The sequence below is a fragment of the Blautia sp. AF19-10LB genome (assembly GCF_003461245.1).
In the GTDB taxonomy this organism is placed as follows: Bacteria; Bacillota; Clostridia; order Lachnospirales; family Lachnospiraceae; genus Blautia_A; species Blautia_A intestinihominis.
This window is the reverse complement of the sequence record NZ_QTWS01000003.1, coordinates 145,500-170,799: the sequence shown is the minus strand read 5'-3', so window position 1 is coordinate 170,799 and position 25,300 is coordinate 145,500. Positions and strand designations below refer to the sequence as shown.

19 protein-coding genes and 1 pseudogene are annotated in these 25,300 nt (G+C 43.7%); 16 read left to right on the top strand and 4 right to left on the bottom strand.

Annotated elements, in window-relative coordinates:
- The first annotated feature begins 166 nt into the window (after positions 1 to 166).
- The 6 genes from DWX28_RS03590 to DWX28_RS03565 all read left to right on the top strand — a co-directional run bounded on the left by DWX28_RS03590 (position 167) and on the right by DWX28_RS03565 (position 7,508).
- Positions 167 to 1,456 (top strand): transcriptional regulator, encoded by a 1,290-nt coding sequence (locus DWX28_RS03590; protein WP_022214099.1) that lies wholly within the window; start codon positions 167 to 169, stop codon positions 1,454 to 1,456.
- Between the two features lie 24 nt (positions 1,457 to 1,480).
- Positions 1,481 to 2,893: a L,D-transpeptidase family protein gene (locus DWX28_RS03585; RefSeq protein ID WP_118251853.1), complete on the top strand. Its 1,413-nt coding sequence runs from the start codon at positions 1,481 to 1,483 to the stop codon at positions 2,891 to 2,893.
- A 77-nt stretch (positions 2,894 to 2,970) separates the two neighbouring features.
- Positions 2,971 to 4,005, top strand: a complete 1,035-nt coding sequence (locus tag DWX28_RS03580) for a D-alanine--D-alanine ligase family protein (protein ID WP_022214097.1) — start codon at positions 2,971 to 2,973, stop codon at positions 4,003 to 4,005.
- A 13-nt stretch (positions 4,006 to 4,018) separates the two neighbouring features.
- Positions 4,019 to 5,389, top strand: coding sequence for a UDP-N-acetylmuramoyl-tripeptide--D-alanyl-D-alanine ligase (locus tag DWX28_RS03575; RefSeq protein ID WP_022214096.1), 1,371 nt, complete (start codon positions 4,019 to 4,021; stop codon positions 5,387 to 5,389).
- 237 nt (positions 5,390 to 5,626) lie between these two features.
- Positions 5,627 to 6,247, top strand: coding sequence for a hypothetical protein (locus DWX28_RS03570; RefSeq protein ID WP_118251852.1), 621 nt, complete (start codon positions 5,627 to 5,629; stop codon positions 6,245 to 6,247).
- Positions 6,248 to 6,437: 190 nt separating this feature from the next.
- Positions 6,438 to 7,508, top strand: a complete 1,071-nt coding sequence (locus DWX28_RS03565; RefSeq protein WP_022214094.1) for an acyltransferase — start codon at positions 6,438 to 6,440, stop codon at positions 7,506 to 7,508.
- 61 nt (positions 7,509 to 7,569) lie between these two features.
- Here the strand turns inward: DWX28_RS03565 and DWX28_RS03560 are convergent, their stop codons facing one another.
- On the bottom strand, positions 7,570 to 7,836 hold the full coding sequence (locus DWX28_RS03560) for a hypothetical protein (protein ID WP_022214093.1): 267 nt from the start codon (positions 7,834 to 7,836) through the stop codon (positions 7,570 to 7,572).
- A gap of 99 nt (positions 7,837 to 7,935) precedes the next feature.
- Positions 7,936 to 8,439, bottom strand: a complete 504-nt coding sequence (locus DWX28_RS03555; RefSeq protein ID WP_118251851.1) for a DUF6548 family protein — start codon at positions 8,437 to 8,439, stop codon at positions 7,936 to 7,938.
- 199 nt (positions 8,440 to 8,638) lie between these two features.
- Here DWX28_RS03555 and DWX28_RS03550 point away from each other — a divergent pair, with 199 nt between their 5' ends.
- The 3 genes from DWX28_RS03550 to DWX28_RS03540 all read left to right on the top strand — a co-directional run bounded on the left by DWX28_RS03550 (position 8,639) and on the right by DWX28_RS03540 (position 14,134).
- Entirely contained in the window at positions 8,639 to 10,897 is a 2,259-nt protein-coding gene (locus DWX28_RS03550) for a hydratase (RefSeq protein WP_022214091.1), read from the top strand.
- A gap of 1,270 nt (positions 10,898 to 12,167) precedes the next feature.
- The gene (locus DWX28_RS03545; RefSeq protein ID WP_022214090.1) at positions 12,168 to 12,872 is read left to right on the top strand and encodes an RluA family pseudouridine synthase; all 705 of its coding nucleotides are present in this window, start codon (positions 12,168 to 12,170) and stop codon (positions 12,870 to 12,872) included.
- A gap of 140 nt (positions 12,873 to 13,012) precedes the next feature.
- Positions 13,013 to 14,134: a substrate-binding domain-containing protein gene (locus tag DWX28_RS03540; RefSeq protein ID WP_022214089.1), complete on the top strand. Its 1,122-nt coding sequence runs from the start codon at positions 13,013 to 13,015 to the stop codon at positions 14,132 to 14,134.
- Between the two features lie 86 nt (positions 14,135 to 14,220).
- Here the strand turns inward: DWX28_RS03540 and DWX28_RS03535 are convergent.
- Positions 14,221 to 15,062 (bottom strand): annotated as a pseudogene (locus tag DWX28_RS03535) (IS982 family transposase).
- A gap of 276 nt (positions 15,063 to 15,338) precedes the next feature.
- Here DWX28_RS03535 and DWX28_RS03530 point away from each other — a divergent pair.
- The 4 genes from DWX28_RS03530 (at position 15,339) to DWX28_RS03515 (ending at position 18,650) form a co-directional block, all read left to right on the top strand.
- Entirely contained in the window at positions 15,339 to 15,590 is a 252-nt protein-coding gene (locus DWX28_RS03530) for a helix-turn-helix domain-containing protein (protein WP_118251850.1), read from the top strand.
- Positions 15,591 to 15,621: 31 nt separating this feature from the next.
- Positions 15,622 to 15,801, top strand: a complete 180-nt coding sequence (locus tag DWX28_RS03525; RefSeq protein WP_118251849.1) for a hypothetical protein — start codon at positions 15,622 to 15,624, stop codon at positions 15,799 to 15,801.
- Positions 15,802 to 15,903: 102 nt separating this feature from the next.
- Positions 15,904 to 17,394 carry a sodium-dependent transporter gene (locus tag DWX28_RS03520; protein ID WP_420314286.1) on the top strand — a complete coding sequence of 497 codons (1,491 nt, stop codon included), beginning with the start codon at positions 15,904 to 15,906 and terminating at the stop codon, positions 17,392 to 17,394.
- Between the two features lie 62 nt (positions 17,395 to 17,456).
- A complete protein-coding gene (locus tag DWX28_RS03515; RefSeq protein ID WP_118251848.1) occupies positions 17,457 to 18,650 on the top strand; it encodes a pyridoxal phosphate-dependent aminotransferase in 1,194 nt (397 codons plus the stop codon).
- Between the two features lie 145 nt (positions 18,651 to 18,795).
- Here DWX28_RS03515 and DWX28_RS03510 read toward each other — a convergent pair whose 3' ends face one another.
- Entirely contained in the window at positions 18,796 to 19,497 is a 702-nt protein-coding gene (locus DWX28_RS03510; protein WP_022214085.1) for a GTP pyrophosphokinase, read from the bottom strand.
- Between the two features lie 506 nt (positions 19,498 to 20,003).
- Here DWX28_RS03510 and adhE point away from each other — a divergent pair.
- The 3 genes from adhE (at position 20,004) to add (ending at position 25,250) form a co-directional block, all read left to right on the top strand.
- On the top strand, positions 20,004 to 22,613 hold the full coding sequence (gene adhE, locus DWX28_RS03505) for a bifunctional acetaldehyde-CoA/alcohol dehydrogenase (RefSeq protein ID WP_022214084.1): 2,610 nt from the start codon (positions 20,004 to 20,006) through the stop codon (positions 22,611 to 22,613).
- Positions 22,614 to 22,877: 264 nt separating this feature from the next.
- On the top strand, positions 22,878 to 24,182 hold the full coding sequence (locus DWX28_RS03500) for an AI-2E family transporter (protein ID WP_243002315.1): 1,305 nt from the start codon (positions 22,878 to 22,880) through the stop codon (positions 24,180 to 24,182).
- A gap of 90 nt (positions 24,183 to 24,272) precedes the next feature.
- Positions 24,273 to 25,250, top strand: a complete 978-nt coding sequence (gene add / locus DWX28_RS03495) for an adenosine deaminase (protein WP_118251847.1) — start codon at positions 24,273 to 24,275, stop codon at positions 25,248 to 25,250.
- The last annotated feature ends 50 nt before the right edge of the window (positions 25,251 to 25,300 follow it).

Below are 25,300 nucleotides of genomic sequence, written 5' to 3'. Positions count from 1 at the left end.
ACACTGATTCGAGAAATTTTTTTTCAAATACAGGGGCAGCAGGGCTTGACAAGCGGGAATTTAGCATACTAAAATAGACGGGATAGTAATATTAGATATCAAAAGAAAAAAGAAATTTATATTATGCCGGTACAGGATTCTGGAAGCGGCACGAGGAGGACAAATTATGCAGAAGTACAGTGAAATGAGCAGAGAACAGCTTCTTGCTCTGAAGAAGGAACTGGATCAGCAGTATGCAGAGATCAAGGCACAGGGACTTGCCCTGGATATGTCTCGTGGTAAACCGGCGGCTGACCAGCTTGATCTTTCCATGGGATTGATGGATGTTCTGTCAAGCAGCGCGGACCTGAAATGCGAAACAGGTGTAGACTGCCGTAACTACGGTGTTATGGATGGTATCCCGGAAGCCAAACGCCTTCTTGGAGAAATCTCTGAAGTATCTCCGGAGAACATCATCATTTATGGTACTTCCAGTCTGAACGTTATGTTTGATACCGTAGCACGTTCCATGACTCACGGCGTTATGGGAAACACTCCATGGTGCAAACTTGACAAAGTAAAATTCCTTTGTCCTGTTCCGGGATATGACCGTCATTTCAAAGTTACAGAATTCTTCGGAATCGAGATGATCAATGTTCCGATGACTCCACAGGGTCCGGACATGGATATGGTTGAGAAACTTGTAAGCGAAGATCCTGCGATCAAAGGTATCTGGTGTGTTCCGAAATACTCCAACCCGCAGGGCTACACTTATTCAGAAGAAACAGTTAAGCGCTTTGCACGCCTGAAACCGGCAGCACCGGATTTCCGTATCTACTGGGACAATGCTTACAGCGTACATCATCTTTATGATGGAGAAGAGAAACAGGATTTCCTTCTTGAGATCCTGGAAGAATGTGCAAAAGCAGGCAATCCTGACATTGTTTACAAATTTACTTCCACATCCAAGATCAGCTTCCCGGGTTCCGGTATCGCAGCAGTAGCAGCATCCAAAGCAAACCTGGATGATTTCCGCAAATATATGACTGTTCAGACGATCGGACATGACAAACTGAACCAGCTTCGTCACGTAAGATTCTTCAAGAACCTGGACGGTGTTCATGCACACATGAGCAAACATGCAGCAATCCTTCGCCCGAAATTCGAGATGGTAGAGTCCACCCTTGAAAAAGAACTCGGCGGACTTGGAATCGGAAGCTGGACAACACCGAAGGGTGGATACTTCATTTCCTTCGAATCCATGGATGGCTGTGCCAAAGCAATCGTTGCCAAAGCAAAAGAAGCAGGCGTTGTCATGACAGGTGCAGGAGCAACTTATCCATATGGCAAAGACCCGAAAGACAGCAATATCCGTATTGCACCGTCCTTCCCGCCAATTGACGAACTTGCCAAAGCAGCAGAAGTATTCGTTGTCTGCGTCAAACTCGCAAGCGTAGAGAAACTTTTGGCTGAATAAGACAGGAGCTATAAAGGAGGCATCATGGCAGAAGAAAACACAGGGATGAGCAGAGAAAGAAAGATACTGGTAGGCTTCATTGTTGTGCTGTTTTTACTGACCATCGGTGCCTACTTTTTTGGAGTATATTATTTTACAGAACATTTCCTGCCGGGAACACAGGTAAACGGTTTTAACTGCTCTTACATGACACAGGAAGAAACAGAGAAACTTCTGGCAGAAGAAACCAGTGTATATATTCTGGCTATTCAGACCAGAGGAAACGGTCGGGAGAGTATTTCAGCAGATGAGATCGACCTGAAATATACTTCTGATGGAAGCGTGAACCGAATGCTCCATGAACAGAAGCGCTTTCAGTGGTTCCTCGCATTCAGCCAGCACAAATCCTGGGAGGTTCCATCATCTGTTACTTATGATCAGGACAAATTTGAGCAGGTCATCGATAGTCTGAACTGTATGAAGGACAATCAGGAACCTTACGATGCATACATAAAGCAAAATGATGACGGATTTGAGGTCGTACCGGAAGTAGAAGGAACAAAGATCGACAAAGAAAAATTGCAGAAAGACATTTCCAATGCAGTTACGACAGGAAGAACGCTGGTAGATCTTGATGTGGATGGCTGCTATGTAGATCCTGCAGTATATGGCGATGAACTGACAGAAGACTGCGAGCAGATGAATGAGCTTACTGATGTTGTGGTCACCTATGATTTCAGTGACCGCAAGGAAACGGTTGATCGTACCTTGATCAAGGAATGGCTCAGCCGTGATGAGGATGGAAATCTGATGCTGGATCACAGCGCAATTGCATCTTATGTTGGACAGCTGGCATCAAAATATGATACAGTGGGTATAGAGCGTTCTTTTTCAACTTATGACAACAGAGAGGTCACCGTATCCGGTGGCACTTATGGATGGCTGATCGACCAGCCGAAAGAAGCGGATGCTTTGTATCAGGCGATCATGGATAAGAAAACACAGGTGAGAGAGCCGGTATATGCACAGGAAGCGGCGAGCCGCTACACGAATGATATCGGATATTCTTATGTGGAAGTCAATCTTACTGACCGCAGGCTTGTACTTTACAAGAGTGGAAATCCTGTTGTAGATACCGGGATCGCGATCAGCAGCAGTACACCGGATGGAGTTTATTCGATCGAAGAAAAGAAAAACCAGCAGGCAGTTGGAAATATGACGGTGGATTGCTGGATGTCCTTTACAGATGATCTTGGAATCTATGGTGATCCGGGATTTGAACCTGGGACGGCAACGGAAAGTGAAGCAGACAGTTTTGGAAGTTCGTCAGAGACAGATTTCAGTTCAGATATGACGGACTGGAGCAGTACAGAGGGCTGTATTGTCCTGTCTGAAGAAGCGGCACAGGAGTTGTATCAGAACGTAGAAACCGGTATGCCGGTGGTTATTTATAAATAAGAACAGGTAAAATGCTGCAGAGATTCTGAAGTGAATTTTTGCAGCAGTTTTTGCTTTCCTTAAGGAGATGGAAGAATATGAAAATTGTTGTATTAGCAGGTGGAACCAGTACAGAAAGAGATGTTTCTATCGTATCAGGAACAGGAATCTGCCAGGCACTCAGACAGAAAGGACATCAGGCGATCCTGGTGGATGTATTCTGTGGCCTCGAAACCGTAAACTGGGAAGATCCGTTCCCGGCGGAATACGATGTCGAAAAAGCAGCAGAGTATATCAAGGGCTTTAATCCGCAGATGAAAGAATTAAAGAAAGCCCGCAGAGATTTCTTCGGGTCAAATGTCATCGAACTCTGCAAAAAAGCCGACTTTGTTTTTCTCGGACTTCACGGTGCAAACGGAGAGGACGGCAAGTTACAGGCAGCATTTGACCTGATGGGAATTCCTTATACCGGAACCGGATACTTAAGCAGTGCGATGGCAATGGACAAAGGCGTGACCAAAGCAATGTTCCAGATGAGAGGCGTAAGCACACCGGGCGGAAAAGCCATGAAGAAAAAAGACCGTCAGGACTCTCTTGCGGCACTTGGCATGGAATTTCCTGTAGTTGTCAAGACATGCTGCGGTGGTTCCAGCATCGGTGTCTATATCGTAGATAATCAGGAAGATTATGTCAAAGCACTGGATGAAGCTTTTGAATACGAAAACGAAGTTGTCATCGAAGAATTCATCAAGGGTGTGGAATACACAGTTGCGGTCGTTGACGGAACTGCCTACCCGGTAGTCCAGATCGTGCCGAAAGAAGGCTTTTACGATTACGAGAATAAATACAAACCAGGTGCAGTACAGGAAACCTGTCCGGCTCCGATCTCAGAGGAACTGACAAAACGCCTTCAGGAAGCAGCCGTGGACGGCTATCATGCACTGGAAATGGAAAGCTACGCAAGACTTGACTTCATCGTGACCGAAGACGAAAAGATCTACTGCCTGGAAGCCAACACCCTCCCGGGAATGACCCCGACCAGCCTGATCCCGCAGGAAGCAGCCGTTCTCGGAATGGATTACCCGACACTGTGTGAAGAACTGATCCGCGTTTCACAGAAAAAGTACAACTAAAGAGGAAATCGATATGAAAAATCTTACTATAAAGAATCTTACCGAAGTCTGCTCCGGTACATACCATGGTCCGGAAAACGTGATGGACAGGGAAGTTTCCTCCATCACTACAGACAGCCGCAAGATTGAAAAAGACAGCCTGTTTGTTCCAATCGTAGGAGAACGTGTAGATGCACACCGTTTTATCCCGGATGTCATGAGCAAGGGTGCGCTTGTCACACTTTCAGAGAGAGAACTGGAGAATGCAGATTTTCCATATATCCAGGTAGGATCTTCTCTTCAGGCAGTGAAGGATATCGCAGAATTTTATCTGAAACAGCTTCAGATCCCGGTTGTCGGGATCACCGGAAGTGTTGGCAAGACCAGCACAAAAGAAGTGATCGCTTCTGTACTTAAAGAAAAATACCGCACACTCAAGACACAGGGAAACTTTAATAATGAACTGGGACTTCCGTTGACTGTTTTCCGCCTGAGAGATGAAGATCAGATCGCAGTTCTGGAAATGGGAATCAGTGATTTTGGCGAGATGACCAGACTGACAAAGATCGCCAGACCGGATACCTGTGTGATCACAAATATCGGAACCTGCCATCTCGAAAATCTCGGAGACCGCGATGGTGTGCTCAAAGCCAAAACAGAGATCTTTAAGTCCATGAACCCGAAAGGACATATTGTTCTGAATGGTGATGACGATAAACTGGCGACAGTAAGTGAATACAATGGCGTCAAACCGGTATTTTTCGGACTCAATGCAGAGCGAGATGTATATGCGGATCAGATCGAGAGCAAGGGACTCAAGGGCGTTGCCTGCCGTATTCATCTTGGCGAGGATGCTTTTGATGTGCTTGTTCCGACACCGGGGATCCATATGGTCTACAATGCACTGGCAGCAGCTGCTGTAGGACGCATTTACGGGCTTTCCATCGAGGAGATCAAGAGAGGTATCGAAAGCCTGGAGACGATCCGCGGACGTTTCAAAATGATCGAGACAGACAAATTCCTGGTAGTGGATGACTGCTACAACGCAAACCCGATGTCCATGAAAGCTTCCCTTGATGTTCTTCACGACGGAGAAGGACGAAGAGTGGCGATCCTTGGAGATATGGGAGAACTTGGAGAAAATGAGATCGCGCTTCATGAAGAAGTCGGAACTCATGCAGCACAGTGCGGAATTGATGTCTGCATCTGTGTTGGTGCGCTTTCTGTGCATATGGCAGAAGCTGCACGCAAAGCAGATCAGGAATTTAAAGTAATTTATGAAGAGAGCCGGGAATCTCTCCTTGAGCATCTTGGAGATCTTGTCCAGGAGGGAGATACGATCCTTGTAAAAGCATCCCATTTCATGCAGTTTGAAGAGGTTGTCAAGGCACTGGAAGAAATGTAAATATCAGGTTATGAAAGATCCAGACAGAATATAAAACGACAGAAACTCCTCATGGGAGGTTGAATTATCACGAAAAGCAGATAAATCAGCCGTTCAGAGGAGTTTTTCGCATTTTCCAGGGAGAATTTGACGAACGATTTTTGTTTCCAGCAAGTTCATACGGGTGTAGAATGGGAATTAACAGCAGAAGAAAAGCCGAGAAGGTGTCGGAGAGATTGTAAAAGCAAGGAGGGGCTTATGCTGGAGCGAATCATGAACCTGCAGATACTGCTTTGCATCATGGCAGCCGCCGGAGCTTTCGGAGCGGTTGGCATGCTGGCAGTACACCTTACTTACAGAAGAACTCTGCGAAGAACAAATGCAGTCACAAGCCTTAAGGAAAAATGGCTGAACCTCTGGAAAACAAGAGATAAACTGCTGAACAGGATGAACTTTCTGGTCTGGCTGCCGTCGCTTCTGTCAACGTTGTGTCTGGGGCTTGCAATCCTGTTTGTGACAAAGCTCAAGTGGACAAGTGGGCTGCCGCTTAGGTATCTTTATCTGGGAACGGTGATCCCGGTTGCATTGATGATTCTGAGACAGGCTCTGGATTTTGCTTACCGGGAAGAGCTTGTGATGAATTCTCTGGCAGACTATATCCTTTCTGCACGGACCAAAAGAGAGGAGACAGTCACACCGCGAAAGGCGGAACCAGTCGCACCGCCGCCCAGGATGGACCCCGTTCTCCAGGAAGAGATGGTGGAGAAGATCACGGCAAGCATCCGCCAGACAGCGGCGACCGGAAGCCATTTCAGCAAAATGCTGAGCCCGGAGGAAGAGGAGATCATGCGTGAGATCATCCGGGAATTTATGGAATGACAGATCGTGGAAGAAATATTGCTTGTAGGAAGGCAGTTCGTTTGTTATACTTTCAGAAGGATCTGAGAGTTACTGTGAACGGAGCGAACAGTAACATCTGAGAAACTTGAAATATGTAATTGTGAAGAAATAAGATAGTTGCGGATACACAAAATTAAGGAGAAATGGGGGACAGCCCCACGAAACAAAAATGAATAAAAAGAGAATTACATGGATAGAACTCCTGCGAATTGCAGCCTGCATCGGTGTGATCGGCATTCATGCCGGGTCACAGCATTTCCGGGATACACCACTGGATTCCAGTATATGGAGAATTTCGAATTTTTACCATGGAATCAACCGTTTTGCAGTGGCATCGTTTATCATGATCAGCGGAACGCTGTATCTGGATGGTAAGAGAAACTGGTCACTCAAGAAACTCTGGACCAGGAATATTTTTCAGATAGCAGTGGCGTATGTGTTCTGGCAGATTTTTTATGCGGTATACAGGATCGTAATGGCGGGGAAACCAGCGATAGGATCTGTATCGTTTTTTAAGAAAATACTGATCTATTGCAGTGAATCCTATTTCCATCTGTGGTATCTTCCTATGTTAGCAGGACTCCTGATAGTGACACCGCTTTTGTGGGAAATCGTAAACTGTGAACGAAGTAAGAAATGGGAAGAATATCTGATCCTGATGTTTCTGCTCATCAAGATCATACCATACACAGTAAACTGTTTTTCGTTCCCGCTGAAGGAATACGTCATGAATGTGATGCATACGGTTCAGCCGGGAATGGTCGTGGACTATGCAGGATATTTTATCCTGGGACATTACCTTTCACATTATGAGATTTCCAGGAAGCTGGAACGAACGATTTATATTCTGGGAATTTCACTGATCCTTGCGGCAATCCTGCTCAGTCAGTACATGTCACCGAGAGTGGGAAGAGAACTCCAGTCCTATTATGAAAACTTTACGCTTGCGGGATTTTTCTGGGGAAGTGCGATTTTCTTATTTTTCAAAAATCATGTGTCCAAAATACATTGGAGCGAGAAACAGGAAGAGATCATATGTCGGTTGGGAGGTTATACGTTCGGAATCTATCTGATCCATGCATTTTTCCGCGACATCCTGCACAGAGCTGGAATAGACAGCATGATGATCGGAAATACAGTGATTGCGATCCCGATAGTCATGGTGTGTATCTTTGGACTTAGCTGCCTTGCGGTAATACTTATCAAAAAAATACCGGTATTGGGTAAGTGGATTGTCTGATACGAAAAAATGCCGCTTGCAGCAAACTGTTATTATCAGTGAAGCTGTGAGCGGCACTTTTTTAATCTTCCTCGATCACCTGAATCTCCAGGTAATCAAATTCAATATGTTCAATAAAACTGTCCTGGCGGAACCGTGTTCTGGAATGGCGTTTGAAATCCGTGACATTGCTGTCCAGCCAGATCGGATTTTCCAGGTCAAAATCATAGCAGATCTCCTGCAGTGCACGGAAGATCTTGTGTGTCCTTGTATCTTCTGAGTCGTCATCAATGACGAGATCTTTCAGCATGTGGTTGTCTTTCCACAGTTTTCCCCATAAACGAAACATAGTGTTCCTACCTCCCTATCAAAACTGCCACAGGTGACAGAAATATTTGAGTGCTAAGTGATTTTAAGTATAATGGCTTTTAATATGCAAGTAAAGATGTTATAAGTTCATATTTATAAGTGAAAAAACGATTAAAATTATAATAATTATGCCAGCTATGATACTGATAACTGCCAGAGGTCCATGTGATGAACTGCCATTAGAAGTGTCAGGTAACTGAGTATGAAAGGAGTTATCTGAAGACTTTGGCGGAAAATAATAATTGTTATTGGCATAGGTTTTTCTTTGTTCTGCTTTTCTTAAATGTGAGAAAGGATCATTTTGATTTATGATTCGATCATAAAATGCATTTGTAAATTCCAAATCAGCTTCTGTGCTGAATGGAGCGTCTGAGATATCATGGGCTATTTGATTTCTGACCCAGCGGATATGCTTCAACATTTTATAATCTTTTTCCCAATTGGTAACTGTATACTGCGCCTGAGGAGTTTTATCCATTTGCTGAATATATTCACTAACACCATTTTGGCAGTTGAGAATATCTCTGCAAAGCCGGTCAAGACGTTTATAAGCTTCAAAAAAAGTATTATCTCTCTGATTCAAATTTATCCCCTGTTTTTTACATCAATAGTAGGTGTTTGCTAATGGCATTGTAGTTATCAGTTATTATTTTGTCAAGAATTTTTATATATCTTCTTGTGAAATGTCGTTGCAGATTTTAGCGAGATAAAGTATAATTAATATACATTTTGCAAAAACACAGAAGCGTGCAATGCATAATTTATATGAATGGAGGATTATTATGAAGCTATACGACGGTGGCGTTTACCTTGTAAATGGCAGTGACATTGTTGAAGAAAGCAAGTTTGATCAGCCGGTATCCAGAGAAGACGCAGCAAAGAACACCATGGCATATGATATCCTGGAAGCACACAATACTTCCGGAAATATGCAGAAATTACAGATCAAGTTTGATAAGTTAACATCCCATGATATTACTTTTGTAGGAATCATCCAGACAGCACGTGCTTCAGGACTTGAGAAATTCCCGATCCCATATGTGCTGACAAACTGTCACAACTCTCTGTGTGCAGTAGGCGGAACAATCAACGAAGATGACCACATGTTCGGACTTACCTGTGCAAAGAAATATGGCGGAGTATATGTACCTCCTCATCAGGCAGTCATCCATCAGTTCGCACGTGAGATGCTTGCAGGCGGCGGCAAGATGATCCTGGGTTCTGACAGCCACACCCGTTATGGTGCACTTGGTACCATGGCCATGGGCGAGGGTGGCGGTGAGTTGGTTAAGCAGCTCCTTTCCCAGACTTATGATATCAATATGCCGGGCGTAGTTGCGATCTACCTCAAGGGACAGCCGAGACCGGGCGTAGGACCGCAGGACGTTGCTCTGGCGATCATCGGCAAGGTATTTGCCAATGGATACGTTAAGAACAAAGTTATGGAATTCGTAGGACCTGGAGTTGCAGGTTTAAGTGCAGACTTCCGTATCGGAATTGACGTTATGACAACAGAGACAACCTGTCTTTCTTCTATCTGGCAGACAGATGAGACCATCGAAGAATTCTACGAGATCCATGGCAGAAAAGAAGACTACAAAGAACTCAAACCGGGCAAGGTTGCATACTATGACGGCTGCGTAGAGGTTGACTTAAGTGAGATCAAACCGATGATCGCAATGCCATTCCACCCAAGCAATACCTATACTATCGATGAACTCAAAGAAAACCTCTATGACATCCTTGATGATGTAGAGAAAAAGGCTCAGATCAGTCTCGACGGCAAAGTTCCATATTCTCTCAAGGACAAAGTCGTTGACGGTAAACTTTATGTAGAGCAGGGAATCATCGCCGGATGTGCAGGCGGCGGATTTGAGAATATCTGTGCAGCAGCAGACATCCTCCGCGGAGCAAGCATCGGTGCAGACGCCTTTACACTCAGCGTTTACCCGGCAAGTACACCGATCTATATGGAACTTGCAAGAAACGGTGTCCTGGCTGACCTCCTTGCAACAGGGGCAGTTGTCAAGACTGCTTTCTGCGGACCGTGCTTCGGTGCCGGAGACACACCTGCAAATAATGCGTTCAGTATCCGTCATACAACGAGAAACTTCCCGAACCGTGAAGGTTCCAAGGTCCAGAACGGACAGATTTCTTCCGTTGCACTTATGGATGCGAGATCCATCGCAGCAACAGCAGCAAACAAAGGCTTCCTGACTTCCGCAGAAGAATTTACCGGAAGCTACAGACATCAGAAATATTTCTTCGACAAAACAATTTATGAGAACCGTATCTTTGACAGCAAGGGCGTTGCAGATCCAAGCGTTGAGATCCAGTTCGGACCAAACATCAAAGACTGGCCGGAGATGCCTGCGCTGGCAGAGAACCTTGTTCTCAAAGTTGTTTCTGAGATCCATGATCCTGTTACAACAACAGACGAGCTGATTCCTTCCGGTGAGACTTCCTCTTTCCGTTCCAATCCGCTTGGACTGGCAGAGTTCACTCTTTCCAGAAGAGATCCGGAGTACGTTGGACGTGCCAAAGAGATCCAGAAGGCACAGAAGGCGATCGAAGCAGGAGAATGTCCGGCAGAGGCAGTTCCGGAACTGAAACCGGTTATGGAAGCTGTTAAGAAACAGTTCGCAGATATCAGCAAAGAAAACGTCGGAGTCGGAAGTACGATCTTCGCTGTAAAACCTGGTGATGGCTCTGCACGTGAGCAGGCCGCTTCCTGCCAGAAGGTTCTCGGCGGATGGGCAAACATCGCAAACGAGTACGCTACCAAACGTTACCGCTCAAACCTTATCAACTGGGGCATGCTTCCATTCCTGATCCCGCAGGGAGAGCTTCCGTTTACCAACGGTGATTTCCTGTTCTTCCCGCATATCAGAGAAGCTGTTGCTGATAAAGCCGACAGCATCACCGGATATGTAGTCAAAGAAGACGGACTTAAGGAGTTCCAGGTAACACTCGGAGAACTGACCGATGACGAACGTGAGATCATCCTCAAAGGATGTCTGATCAACTACAACAGAAAATAAGACTGGTTCTGGCACCCCACATACAGAACCAACCCCTGTTTGTGCAGTCCCGCAGGATGGCTTACCACAGCCTCCCGCGGGACTGCTTTTTGTATGGAAGAGGAGTTTTATAATATGTTTAAATTATCAGAAAATAATAAAAAATACACACAAATAAAACAAGAATAATATTATAAACACGAAAAATATACAATAAATTAAAAAATAATCGAAAAATGTGTTGACAAATACACTATACAGTGCTATTATAATGACATCAAAAGAAAACAAAAACAAAACACAAAAGAAACTCATTCAATTCATAGTATAGAGAACATGAAAGGAATGAAAATCAAAAGAAAGGCAAGGGTGATACCGTTGGGACAGTAGTTACTAATCACAATCAATATAAGAAGTGATAGGAATCGAGTTTCCTGCAAGAAAGACCTGATACATATTAGCCCATTAATTTAAGAAATAATCATATTCTTAGAGAAGAAAGATGAAATTTACAGCCTGGTGAACAGGACTTCATGAAAAGAAATGATCGTTTATCATAAGTATTACAGGTATATAGAATCGATTACTTATATTGAATAACTATCACGCACCTGATACAGAGACTTTCGAAAATGTGTAAAGAAACATTTTTGAAAAAGTATAACTCCTTATTTTAGAGCATCGTCTGGAAGCAGAGATCCAGAGAAGCTTGAAGATAAATAAGCAAGATACTTTGAGATGCATATAAGATTTATTCTAATATGGATTGAAACTTTGCATCAGAAGAACATCTCCTCACAACAGATGTTAAGAAGAGATTATAAGGAATCTTATTTCAAAGGAAAACAGTTTGAAATTTAAGAAGTTAAGTTTGGAGCTGCTCTAATCCAATGAAAAAGAATATCCTAAGTTTCTCAATAAATTATAATTCGTAGATTATAATTTAAAATCTATAAACTTTCTAAATAGACGAAGTGATAAAAATCGTATCGTTTATGAGCAGGGAATAAAACAATCGCAACCACAAATCAAGACATCAATATGATATCGAAATTAATATAAAAACTAAATACAGAGAATTGGATCAGAGATATATGATGTAGATATATCACAGGAATTCAATTAGCAAACAAGACGATAAGTTTTGAAAGAACTAAGAGGTTATTAAAAATTGAATAGTGAAGAGTGTTAAGACGACCATCCTTTTATAAATAATTCGCGAAGAATAAATAGAAGTGATGGTCGTCTTACGTGTTGTATGTTATACTCTCCTCAAAAGGAGAGATTTTTTATGCAAAGTTTTAATATACAGGATTGTATTCTTTATGAAGATAAGGATATTCTGGTGTGCCATAAACCGGCGGGCGTTGCCGTGCAGAGTGCCCGCTTTGGAATGGCAGATATGGAAAGCAGCCTTAAGAATCATCTGGCACTTAAGACACCGGGCAAGATGCCGTATCTCGGGATCATACACAGACTGGATCAGCCGGTAGAGGGCGTTCTGGTATTTGCAAAAACGCCAAAGGCTGCCGCCGAACTGAACCGACAGATCACGTCTAAAACTGTCACAAAAGAATATCTGGCAGTAACCGCACAGCTGCCAGAGGAAAAGCAGGGGCATCTGGAAGATTACCTCAAAAAAGATAACCGGACAAATTCTTCCTCCGTGGTCACTCCGAAGACTCCCGGAGCAAAAAAAGCCAGCCTGGATTACAGTATTCAGGAAGAAATCAAAGACGAACGCACCGCAACAGGAAAAAGAATCCTTGTTAAGATCATCCTGGATACAGGACGACATCATCAGATCCGTGTGCAGATGGCTCACAAAGGCATGCCGCTCCTTGGAGACCGGAAATATAACGCCGCAGATAAGTCTGACCTTCCGTTAGGATTATGCTCCTGCCATCTGGCTTTCCGCCACCCGGCAAACGGAAAAAAAATGGAATTTAAAGTCACACCGAAAGGTGAGACATTCAAAGGCTTTTTGACACTGTAAAGCATATCAGCAAGAATGTATTATTTTCCGCTCAAATAATGAAAAAACTATGAAATCTATGGACGCAAAAAAGAAAATGTGTATAATGTAAAAAAGAAGCGCATTTGTATGAAGTTTGGATTAAGAAAAGAGGGAAAATAATGAGAAAAGCGGCTGCAGCCGGAATTATCCTTGCTGGTGCCATACTGGTGGCAGGGGGACTCGACAAAGAAAGCGGCTCTGAGAATTTTGTGGCGGATGTGCAGGCAAATGACGAGACAACACAGACAGAGGAAGAGACAGATTCAGATCCGGAATCAGAGGAAGAAGCTGCACTGGCAGCACAGATCGATACTTCTGCACCCGTAACGAAGGGAAGTAGAATTGCAGTTGTAAGTAAGAGCGTGGATGGTGAGTACTGGAAGGCACTTCATTCCGGTATGGAAGATGCGATTAAGGATGTCAATGCGGCATACGGTTTTACATCCGATGACCAGATCACGATGACCTTTGAAGGCGCAAGTGATGAGCAGGATGTGGAGAAGCAGGTTAATACACTGGATGCAGTTATTGCAGAGAATCCAACGGTATTATGTCTTTCAGCAGGCGACGAGGATTCCTGCCAGGCACAGCTTGAGGCAGCCAGAGAGAATGACATTGCAGTAGTAGCTTTTGACTCCAATGTAAGTGACAGTGATATGATCGCCGTTTTCCGCGGAACAGATAATGTTTATGTAGGAAAGATGGCGGGAGAGAAATTAAGCGATGCGATCGGAAAAAGCGGTAAAGTCGCAATTTTTTCCGCTCAGGAGAAGACAGAGAGCTCTAAGAAACGTGTAGAAGGATTCAAGGAAGCTCTCGCAGAATGTCCGGACATTACAGTTGTTCAGGAATTATATACAGATCAGGTGGATGACATGAAAACTGCCATGGAAGATGCTCTTCGGAGATATCCGGATCTGGCAGGCGTGTTCTGTACGAATGCAGATGTATCTGATCTTTATCTCGATATTGAGAAAGCAGAGGGTACAGCACCGGTCATGGTTGGAGTGGATGCAACTACCAAACAGCAGGACGCAGTTCGTAATGGTTCAGAGGCAGGCATTGTTTCACAGTCCCCGTATCAGCTGGGATACCAGACGATCCTTGCAGCCGTACAGCTGACCGTTCCGTATGAGGAAGTTTCCAGCGGTCTGGAGAAATTTGTATACTATGATCCTGTATGGATCGATACCACGAATCTGGATGCTCCAGAGTACAGCTCTTATCTGTATGGGAAATAAATTAACCTGTTGTGCTATTTCAAATAAAACGTTTAAAACTTGTAAAAACCGCAAAGAATCCCTGTTATTATTGATAAATAAATTTTTTAGAATATCAATTCTTTGATTTTTCCAAGTTCGCAGGTTTCGCCGAAAATACTGTTTAATGCAATGCAGAGGTTGTATGCCAATACTTTATTAACCAAACGGGTGCATAAGCCCTGAAAGCTTTTGACCAGTTTTCTTTACCGTTGGAACGCTTGAGTGCAAAAAGACAGATCGTTTGTTCCTTCATTTCCTGCATGAGTTTTTCGCCAACATATCCTTTATCTGCTAAAATTGTAATATTTGAACAATTATCCGCCAGATCCCGTAATCCTTCGCGGTCATCTGTGGATGCCGGCGTAATCTCAAATGCAGTAATGTAACCTTCTAATGTGACCAGGGCATGCACTTTATAACCGAAGTAAGTTTCCTTTTTAGAAGGACACTTTCCGTAATCAGCATCCTGGCTGCGAAATGTTTTGCAGTATCGTGCACGTCCAAAATTACAGACTGCAAGCGGAAAATTATCAAGAATGCAATAAGAACTGACCGGAACCGGAAAAACAGAGCGCATTTTTTGTCTTAATAATTCGGTTATCTGCATCAGAGCACGCCTCGTTCTGTTAAAACGGCTTCTGCTGCAAAGCTGTGGGAAAAGGTGTCGGTAATTCTTTTTTACAAAAGAAAACCAGGCATTTTCAGAATCAATACCGACCAACTCTCCACAGAGAGCAATCGTAATGATTTCGGAATCAGATAGTTTTGCATCCAAAACATGGCGACGTTTTCTGACTTCCGAAGGTGCAAAGCGGTGATACAATTCATCAATAATAACGTAAGTGGTCAAAATAAAGTCTTCAAAAGTTGCAATAATCGTGGTATCATTATTTTGAAACTTCAACATGATGATGCCCCCTTTCAAATTTGTATGTCCTACAAATAAGATAGCACATTTTGTTGAAGTTTCTTTATATTTTATTTTATCTAGCACAACAAGTTAATTTAACAAATGTAGTAAGAATTTCCTCACCTATAGGTGAAGGGATGAATTGACCTTTGAGCATATCTGCTCGAATAATTCATAAAAGCACTTGTTCTTATAAAACAAATATATTATAATGAAGCAAGAACAATGTGTTCATAGAAATAGAATCAATCCGTCAGTATATAGAAAGTCAGGGTGAGAAAAGTAAACCGGGCAGTAAAAATAAGAATCTATCCAAATAAAGAACAGATATCTCAGATAGAGAAAACAATCGGTTGCTGCCATTTTCTTTATAACCAGATGCTTGCAGATAAGATCAGTCATTACCAGAAAGAAAAAAAGATGTTGAAAAATACACCGGCCGGATATAAAAAAGAATATTCATGGCTGAAAGAAGTAGACCTTCGAACCGCATATCGTATCCTGCCCGTACTTTACCGTAGATAAGCTCGTTCTCGACGGACAGCACGTCAAAAAAGTGTTCGGCGAGATCGACAAGACTTCCTTCGTAAGCATTCTCGTCATGGAAGGAAAAGGTACGATCCGCGATAAGGAAGAAACCCTGACTTTCAAAAAAGGAGACAGCCTCTTTGTCACAGCCAATATCGGTGAGTATGAACTGGAAGGTGCTTTTGAGGCACTTGTAACGACCGTATAACATCTTGCCTGATATAACTATATATAAAACTTCAAATTGAAATCCCAATTCCTGCAAGGACAGTTCACATCGGACTGTCCTTGTGTTATAATAGATAAGTTAATGAAAATGGAGGAGGAAAATCTTTTGAAAGAAAGAGAAACATTTGGATCAAGACTTGGATTCATCCTGGTTTCAGCAGGATGTGCAGTAGGTCTTGGAAACGTATGGAAATTTCCGTACATGACAGGTAAGTACGGCGGTGCCGCTTTTATCCTGATCTATCTTGGCTTTCTTGTACTGCTTGGACTTCCGATCCTTGTAAGCGAATTTGCAGTAGGACGAAGCAGCAGACTGAGTACGGCAAGAGCATTTCACAAACTGGAGCCGGAAGGTTCTAATTTCCATAAATACAGCTATATGGGAATGATCGGTAACTACATGCTGATGATGTTTTATACGATGGTTGCAGGATGGATGATGTACTATTGTTATGTTATGGCAACCGGGAAACTGAGCGGAGCTTCTTCCGAAGAAGTGAGCAGATTTTTCTCAAATCTGATGACATCTACAGGAACGATGACTGGATGGATGATCGCAGCGGTCCTGCTGGCATTTGGTGTATGTTCCCTGGGACTTCAGAACGGAATCGAGCGTATCACTAAGATTATGATGATCTGTCTGCTGGCACTGATCGTTGTACTGGCAGTTCACTCCGTAACACTGGATGGAGCAATGGAAGGTGTGAAATTCTACCTTGTACCGAATCTTGACAATATCCGCGAGGCAGGAATTGGAAATGTAATCTTTGGGGCACTGTCACAGGCATTCTTTACTTTGAGTATCGGTATCGGAGCGATGGAGATCTTCGGAAGCTACATGGGCAAAGAACGTACCCTTGCAGGAGAAAGCATCAACATCCTGATCCTGGATACCTTCGTAGCACTGATGGCAGGACTTATTATCATTCCGGCGTGTTTTTCATTCAATGTAGAGCCGGGAGCAGGTCCGGGACTTGTGTTCATCACTCTGCCAAATGTGTTCAATCAGATGGCTGGCGGAAGACTCTGGGGAGCACTGTTCTTCCTGTTTATGTCTTTTGCGGCACTGTCTACAGTAATTGCAGTATTCGAAAATATCCTGTCCTTTGCAATGGATCTGTGGGGATGGAAACGCAACAAGGCTGTTGCATTTAATATCGTTCTGATCATTATCCTTTCCATGCCGGCAATCCTTGGCTTTGGACCATGGTCCGGAATCCAGATCCTTGGTGAAGGAACAACTATCATGGATCTTGAGGACTTTATTATCTCAAACAACATCCTGCCGCTTGGATCTGTAATATTCGTGATTTTCTGTACATCTAAGAACGGATGGGGATGGAAGAATTTCCTGAGAGAAGCCAACACAGGAAAAGGAGCGAAATTCCCGGCATTCATCAGAAATTACATGCTGTGGGTGATCCCGGTCGTTGTAGCGATCATTTATCTCAAAGGTTACTATGACATGTTCCAGCCAAAGGGAAATGCTTATCTGATCCCATGGATGATCGTCGGTATTGCCATGCTGGCACTGACAGGATGGATCTCATTCGGACACAGCAAAAAGAAATAAGATACCACGGAACAATCCGTAAGTATCGCAAACAATAAGAATTAAGAGGAGGCACAAGTATTATGATAGCAGAAAAAATGAAACCTTTCGTACAGAACAATTCAGCAATCCGTATGATGTTCGAAGAAGGAAACCGTCTCCGGGCAAAGTACGGTGCGGACAAAGTCTATGACTTCAGCCTTGGAAATCCAAGTGTTCCGGCACCGGACTGTGTACGCGAAGCAATCATAGATCTTGTAAACAACGAAGAACCGACTGTCCTTCATGGATATATGAGTAACGCCGGGTTCGAGGATGTCAGAGAGACGATCGCACAGTCTCTGAACCGTCGTTTCGAAACTGCTTTTTCTGCACATAATCTGATCATGACTGTTGGTGCTGCCAGTGGCCTGAACGTGATCCTCAAAACGATCCTGAATTCTGGAGAGGAAGTGATCGTTTTTGCACCGTATTTCCTGGAATATGGTGCATATGTCCGCAACTATGATGGCAAGCTTGTGGAAATCTCACCGAACACAGAGACCTTTCAGCCGAACCTTAAAGAACTGGAAGAAAAAATTACAGTCAACACTCGTGCAGTGATCGTAAATACACCGCACAATCCGACAGGTGTCGTTTATTCCGAGGATACTATCAAAGAACTTGCAGCGATCCTGGAGAAAAAACAGCAGGAGTTCGGTTCTGTGATCTATCTGATTTCTGATGAGCCATACAGAGAGCTGGCTTATGACGGCGTAGAAGTTCCGTATCTGACGAAATACTACAAGAATACGGTTGTAGGATATTCCTACAGTAAATCTCTGTCTTTGCCGGGTGAGCGTATCGGTTATCTGGTCATTCCGGATGAGCTGGAAGACAGCGCAACCGTCATCACAGCAGCAGCGATCGCAAACCGTGTACTCGGAAGTGTCAATGCACCGTCCCTGATGCAGAAAGTCATCCAGAAATGCGTAGACGCAGAAGTAGATGTTGCAGCTTATGACAGAAACCGTCTGGCACTTTACAATGGACTGACAGAATGTGGATTTGAGTGCATCAAACCACAGGGAGCTTTTTACCTGTTCGTGAAATCTCCGATCGCAGATGAGAAACAGTTCTGTGAGGCCGGCAAGAAATACAATATCCTCATGGTTCCGGGAAGCTCCTTTGCCTGCCCGGGATATGTGAGGCTGGCATACTGTGTTTCCTATGAGACGATCCAGAATTCCCTTCCGGAGTTTAAGAAACTGGCTGCGGAGTATGGACTGGGCAAATAATCCACATGAAACAACAAAAGAATGACAAAAAAATAACAATATAAAACACTATTTATACAGGATTTTAGATAAAACCACAAAAACAGGAGCCCCTCTTGTAGAAATACAAGGCAGAGGCTCCTGTCTACGTTTACATGGCATTATATCAGATCTTATCAATTTTCTTGCGGATCGCCAGCATCTTCTGATCGAGCTGGCTGATCATAGAGGCACATTGCTGCAGTTCCTCATTGATAACGGCAGCCTGTTTCTGACCTCTCTTATAACGGAGCTGGTGGTCGAGGTTTGCCCAGTAATCCATTGCAGCCGTCCGGAGCTGAAGCTCCAGTTTGACCCATTGATTCTCATTCTGGAATGGAATTGCGATCTCCAGGATCAGATGCAGGCTCTGATAGCCGGATTTCTTGGGCTGCTTGATATAGTCCTTGATCTTGATGATGCGGATGTCCTGCTGTTTCTGGATCAGGTCAGCCACCTTGTAGATATCGTCCACATAAGCGCACACAGCACGGACCCCGATCAGGTCGTTGATCTTCTCCACTGCCTGCGCGAAATTCATATCGAGGCCTTTTTTCTGCATTTTCTTGCAGACACTGTCGTAGCTCTTGAGTCGTCCGGTCTTCATCTGTATGTAGTTTCGTCCGGTCTTCATCAGCAGAAAAGTGTTGATGATATCGATCTTGGTCATCATAAGATTGATGGCACATTGTCCCTGGATGCTGAACTCGCTGTCGGTCAGCATATTCTTTAATAGTTCTTTCTTTTTCAATTTCTGTCTTTCTTCCTCTAATTGTATCAGTGTGAATGTTTCTGGTTCTGTTACCCGTATTGCATTACCGCTTCCCATTAGAATACTCCTTCAATAATAAATCTGTAGATTGATCATGTTAAAAGAAAGTAAAACAGAAGAGAAGCGCAGAACAGGGAATAGTTCTGTGTCATCTCTTATCCTCTAATCTATGCAGGATAAAATAGGAATATGACAATATATTCTGGTGCATTATTCTATTATATACAAAATAACTAATTTATACAGAGAAAAACAAAAAAACTTATATAAAATACCATATGAAAATAAATTGCAAAATAAGTGACCATAAAATATAATAAACATATACAAAAATGCCCCGGGCATAGTTGTGTAAATTACATAAAAAGAATAAATAAAAAGGGATTTAGTGGATTTTTTAGGTGGTTAAAATATATTGACAAATGATTAACAATCTAATATAATAACCTCATCAGCAAGATTGATAAATAATTAACGTTAATTCATTAACACACACAACCATCAAACACACTACTAAAACCAGAAAGAATCAAATCACAAGAGGAAAACAGGAGGATTCAGAAATGGCAAAGAAAGAAACCCACATCCCGGCAATTATCGACACTCCAGAGGCACTTGAAGCCAAGATCGCTGCGATGAAAGAAGCTCAGAAAATTTTTGCTACCTATACTCAGGAGCAGGTAGACAAGATCTTCAAAGCAGCCGCAACAGCAGCAGACAAAGCCCGTATTCCGCTTGCAAAAGCAGCCGTTGAAGAAACAGGAATGGGTATCGTAGAAGATAAAGTCATCAAGAACCATTACGCAGCAGAGTACATCTACAATGCATACAAAAACACCAAGACCTGTGGTGTACTGGAAGAAGATCCGGTTTATGGAATCAAGAAAATTGCAGAACCGATCGGTCTGATCGCAGCAGTTATCCCGACAACAAACCCGACTTCCACAGCAATCTTCAAAACCCTGATCGCTCTGAAGACAAGAAACGCAATCATCATCAGCCCACATCCACGTGCAAAAGGAAGCACTATTGAAGCTGCCAAAGTTGTTCTTGAAGCAGCAGTAAAAGCAGGTGCTCCGGAAGGAATCATTGGCTGGATCGATGTACCAAGCCTTGAGCTTACAAACCTCGTAATGAAGGAAGCTGACATCATTCTTGCAACAGGTGGTCCTGGAATGGTTAAAGCAGCATACTCCTCCGGAAAACCGGCACTTGGTGTTGGAGCCGGAAATACACCGGTTATCATCGACGACACAGCAGATGTCCGTCTTGCAGTAAACTCCATCATCCATTCCAAAACATTTGATAATGGTATGATCTGTGCTTCTGAGCAGTCCGTAACTGTTCTTGAAGGCATTTACAAAGCAGTAAAAGAAGAGTTCCAGTACAGAGGATGCTACTTCCTTAAGAAAGACGAAATCGAAAAAGTAAGAAAAACAATCCTGATCAACGGTGCACTGAATGCCAAGATCGTTGGACAGAAAGCAGCTACGATCGCTGAGATGGCAGGAGTTACTGTTCCGGCAGAAACCAAGATCCTGATCGGTGAAGTAGAATCTGTAGATATCAGCGAAGAGTTCGCACACGAGAAACTTTCTCCTGTACTTGCAATGTACAAGGCAAAAACCTTCGACGAAGCTATCGCAAAAGCAGAACAGCTGGTAGCTGACGGTGGATATGGACATACATCTTCTCTGTACATCAACGTAAATGAGAAAGAAAAGATGGCAAAACATGCAGCAGCAATGAAGACCTGCCGTATCCTGATCAACACTCCATCTTCTCAGGGTGGTATCGGAGATCTCTACAACTTTAAACTCGCTCCGTCTCTGACACTTGGATGCGGTTCCTGGGGTGGAAACTCTGTATCTGAAAACGTTGGTGTTAAACACCTGATCAATATCAAGACTGTTGCTGAGAGGAGAGAGAACATGCTCTGGATGAGAACCCCGGAAAAAGTTTACTTCAAAAAAGGCTGCCTGCCGGTTGCTCTTGATGAGCTGAAAAACGTGATGGGCAAAAAACGCTGCTTCATCGTAACTGACTCCTTCCTTTACAAGAATGGATACACCAAGAAGATCGAAGACAAACTTGACGAAATGGGAATCGTTCATACATGCTTCTCTGATGTAGAACCAGACCCGTCCCTCGCTTCTGCAAGAGCAGGTGCTGCAGCAATGCGTGCATTCGAACCAGACTGCATCATCGCAATGGGTGGTGGATCCGCAATGGATGCTGGTAAGATCATGTGGGTTCTCTATGAAAACCCGGATGCAGACTTCGATGATATGGCAATGGACTTCATGGATATCCGTAAGAGAATCTATACATTCCCGAAAATGGGTAAAAAAGCTTACTTCATCGCCGTACCTACATCTTCCGGTACAGGTTCTGAGGTAACACCTTTCGCCATCATCACAGACAAAGAAACAGGAATCAAATGGCCTCTGGCTGACTACGAACTGTTACCGGATATGGCGATCGTAGATACAGACAACATGATGAGTGCACCAAAAGGACTGACAAGTGCTTCTGGTATCGACGTTATGACACATGCTCTTGAGGCATATGTATCCATGATGGCTTCTGACTACACAGACGGTCTTGCACTCCGTGCAATCAAACTGGTATTTGATTATCTGCCAAGAGCATACAGAAACGGAAACGATGTAGAGGCAAGAGATCATATGGCAAATGCTTCCTGCATGGCTGGTATGGCATTCGCAAATGCATTCCTCGGAGTAAACCACTCCCTGGCTCACAAACTGGGCGCTTTCCATCACATCCCGCACGGTATCGCAAACGCTCTGGTACTTACAGATGTTATGCGCTACAATGCAGCAGAAGTTCCGGCTAAGATGGGTACTTTCCCGCAGTATCAGTATCCGAAGACACTGGCTCGCTACGCAGAGGTTGGCCGTTTCGTAGGGCTGACAGGAAAAGATGACAAAGAAGTATTTGAGAAACTTCTGGAGAAACTCGAAGAACTCAAGAAGATCATCGAGATCAAACCTACCATCAAAGATTACGGTGTAGACGAGAAATACTTCCTTGAGACTCTTGATGAGATGAGCGAGCAGGCATTCAACGACCAGTGTACTGGTGCAAACCCGAGATACCCACTCATCGCAGAACTCAAAGAAATCTACCTGAAAGCTTACTATGGTAAATAATTAAAACGATATATTTTCTTCCATAAAATATAAATAATATAAGCGGCGATTGCCCCGGCATTACAGGAACGTAGTGCCGGGGCAGTTGCTTTATGGCAGTTAAGATTTGTTTAAGATTTGCGCGGACAAATTTAAGACTTTGTGTGTTGAAAAGAAAGAACACGAATGTTACAATAAACACCAACAGATATGGTAAAATCAAACAAAAACCACATACATCTTATGTGGAACAAAGGAAGCGTTAAGCTTCAGGGGGCATGATTATTGAAACAGAATGAAAACACAAAATACGTGAAACTTGGAATTACAGGTGCAGCAGTCCTGGCGTTTGGATTTGCGATCATGTATATCCTGAACCAGAGCCAGAGTATCGCAGCAGGAATCCGCGTGATCTTTAATATCCTGAAACCATTCCTGTATGGCGCACTGATCGCCTATATCCTTGCACCGATGTGCAACCGGATGGATGACAGATTCCTGAAATGGTGTCCAAATGCAACTGAGAAACAGAAAAAGGGAATGAAGTTTCTTTCCATTGCAATAGCGATCATATGTGCAGTGACTCTCGTAGTTCTGCTGATCCTGCTGATCTTACCGCAGGTATGGGACAGTACGATCAAAATCATCCGTATCCTTCCGGCACGGCTTGCATACTGCAATCGTATGATAGATCAGGTGCTCCAGGATCAGCCGCAGCTTCAGGCATATTTTAATCATTTTTCTTCACAGATTGAAAGTGGTCTGAATGACATTCTGAGTGCGAATTCCAGTATGATGCAGACAATTCAGGGGATTATAGGGAATCTTACCGTACAGTTGATTGAAGTCCTGAGTGTATTCAAGAATATGTTCCTCGGATTTTTGATTGCAGTATATCTCCTTGCCAGCCGCAAACTGTTTGGCGCACAGGCGAAACTTCTCCTGTATGGTATATTCCCGAACAAATGGGCACAGATCATCGAGGAAGAAGTCCATTACACAGACAAGATGTTCAATGGATTCTTTGTTGGCAAGATCATCGACTCTGCAATCATCGGTGTGATCTGTTTTGCAGGGACAACGTTGTTGGGATTTGAATCTGCAGCGTTTATCAGCGTTGTCATCGGTGTGACGAACATCATACCGTTTTTCGGACCTTTTATCGGTGCAATCCCGTGTGCATTACTTCTTCTTCTTGACAACCCGTGGCAGGCATTGTATTTCCTCATCTTTATCGTGATTCTTCAGCAGGTAGATGGAAATATCATTGGACCGAAGATCCTCGGAAACACAACAGGCGTTTCCAGCTTCTGGGTGCTGTTTTCCATTCTTCTGTTTGGCGGATTATGGGGACTTGTGGGAATGGTCATTGCGGTTCCGCTTTTTGGCGTACTCTATGATATTATCAGGAAACTGACAAACAGAGGACTTCAGAAGAACCACAAAGAAGACATGAGAGAAGAATACGATAATAGCTTCCACAAGCCGGAACCACTGAAGGAAAAATCTTCCGAGCCGAAACTTTCCAGAGAGAAACTTCTTGAGGCAAAGGTTCAGCTTCTGAAGAAAAAGAAACAACAGAAACATTGATTCAAAGTAATTAAGAACTGATTCAGGTGCAGTCTCGTGATGCCCGCCGGATCAGTTCTTTTCAGAAATGGAAGGAAAAGGAGAATGAATATGACGAAAGAAGAACTGAAACAACTGCCAAAAGTAGAGCTGCACTGTCATCTGGACGGTTCACTCAGCAGAGAATTTATAGAGAAAAGACTTGGAAGACAGGTCAGCCAGGAAGAACTTACAGTTTCTGACGACTGTACGAGTCTTGCCGAATATCTTGAGAAATTTGACATCCCGGGCCGATGCCTCATGGACGAACAGGGACTTGCGGAAGCCGGTTATGATGTACTTCGCAGCATGAGCCAGGAAAATGTCTGCTATGCAGAGATCCGTTTCGCTCCGCTGTTCTCAGAGACAGAGGATATGAACTGCAGCAAAGTGATCGAAGCACTTCTTAGTGGTCTGGAACGCGGCAGGAAAGATTTTGGAGTAGAGTACGGAGTACTCACCTGTGCAATGCGCCATCATAGCGAGGAAGAGAATTATCGTATGCTCAAGGCGGCAAGGGAATATCTCGGTTCCGGTGTATGCGGAGCAGACCTTGCTGGAGCAGAGGCAGTATATCCAATGTCGGAGTTCATGGAACTGTTTACAAAAGCGGGGAAACTGGGGATACCTTTTACTCTCCATGCAGGAGAATGTGGAAATCCTCAGAATATCATAGATTCTGTGCAGGTCGGAGCAAAGAGGATCGGACATGGTATCGCCATGCGTGGTCATAAAGAACTTGAGAGAGCACTTGCAGAGAAAAACATAGGAATCGAAATGTGCCCGATCAGCAATCTCCAGACAAAAGCAGTCAACAGTACCGCAGAATATCCGCTCCGTGAATTCCTGGATGCAGGACTGAAGGTATCGATCAACACCGACAACCGGACAGTCAGCAATACAAATCTGACCAAAGAACTGGATTTCATCCAGAGAACCTACGGGATCCGTGATGAAGAACTTCCGCTCCTGATGAAGAATGCAGTGGACACAGCTTTTGCAGCAGATGAGGTGAAAGCAGCACTGTACCGGAAACTGGGAATCCGGTAAATTTCAGGTGTGACTGCCGATAATTGAATTTTTACAAATAAAACCGCCCT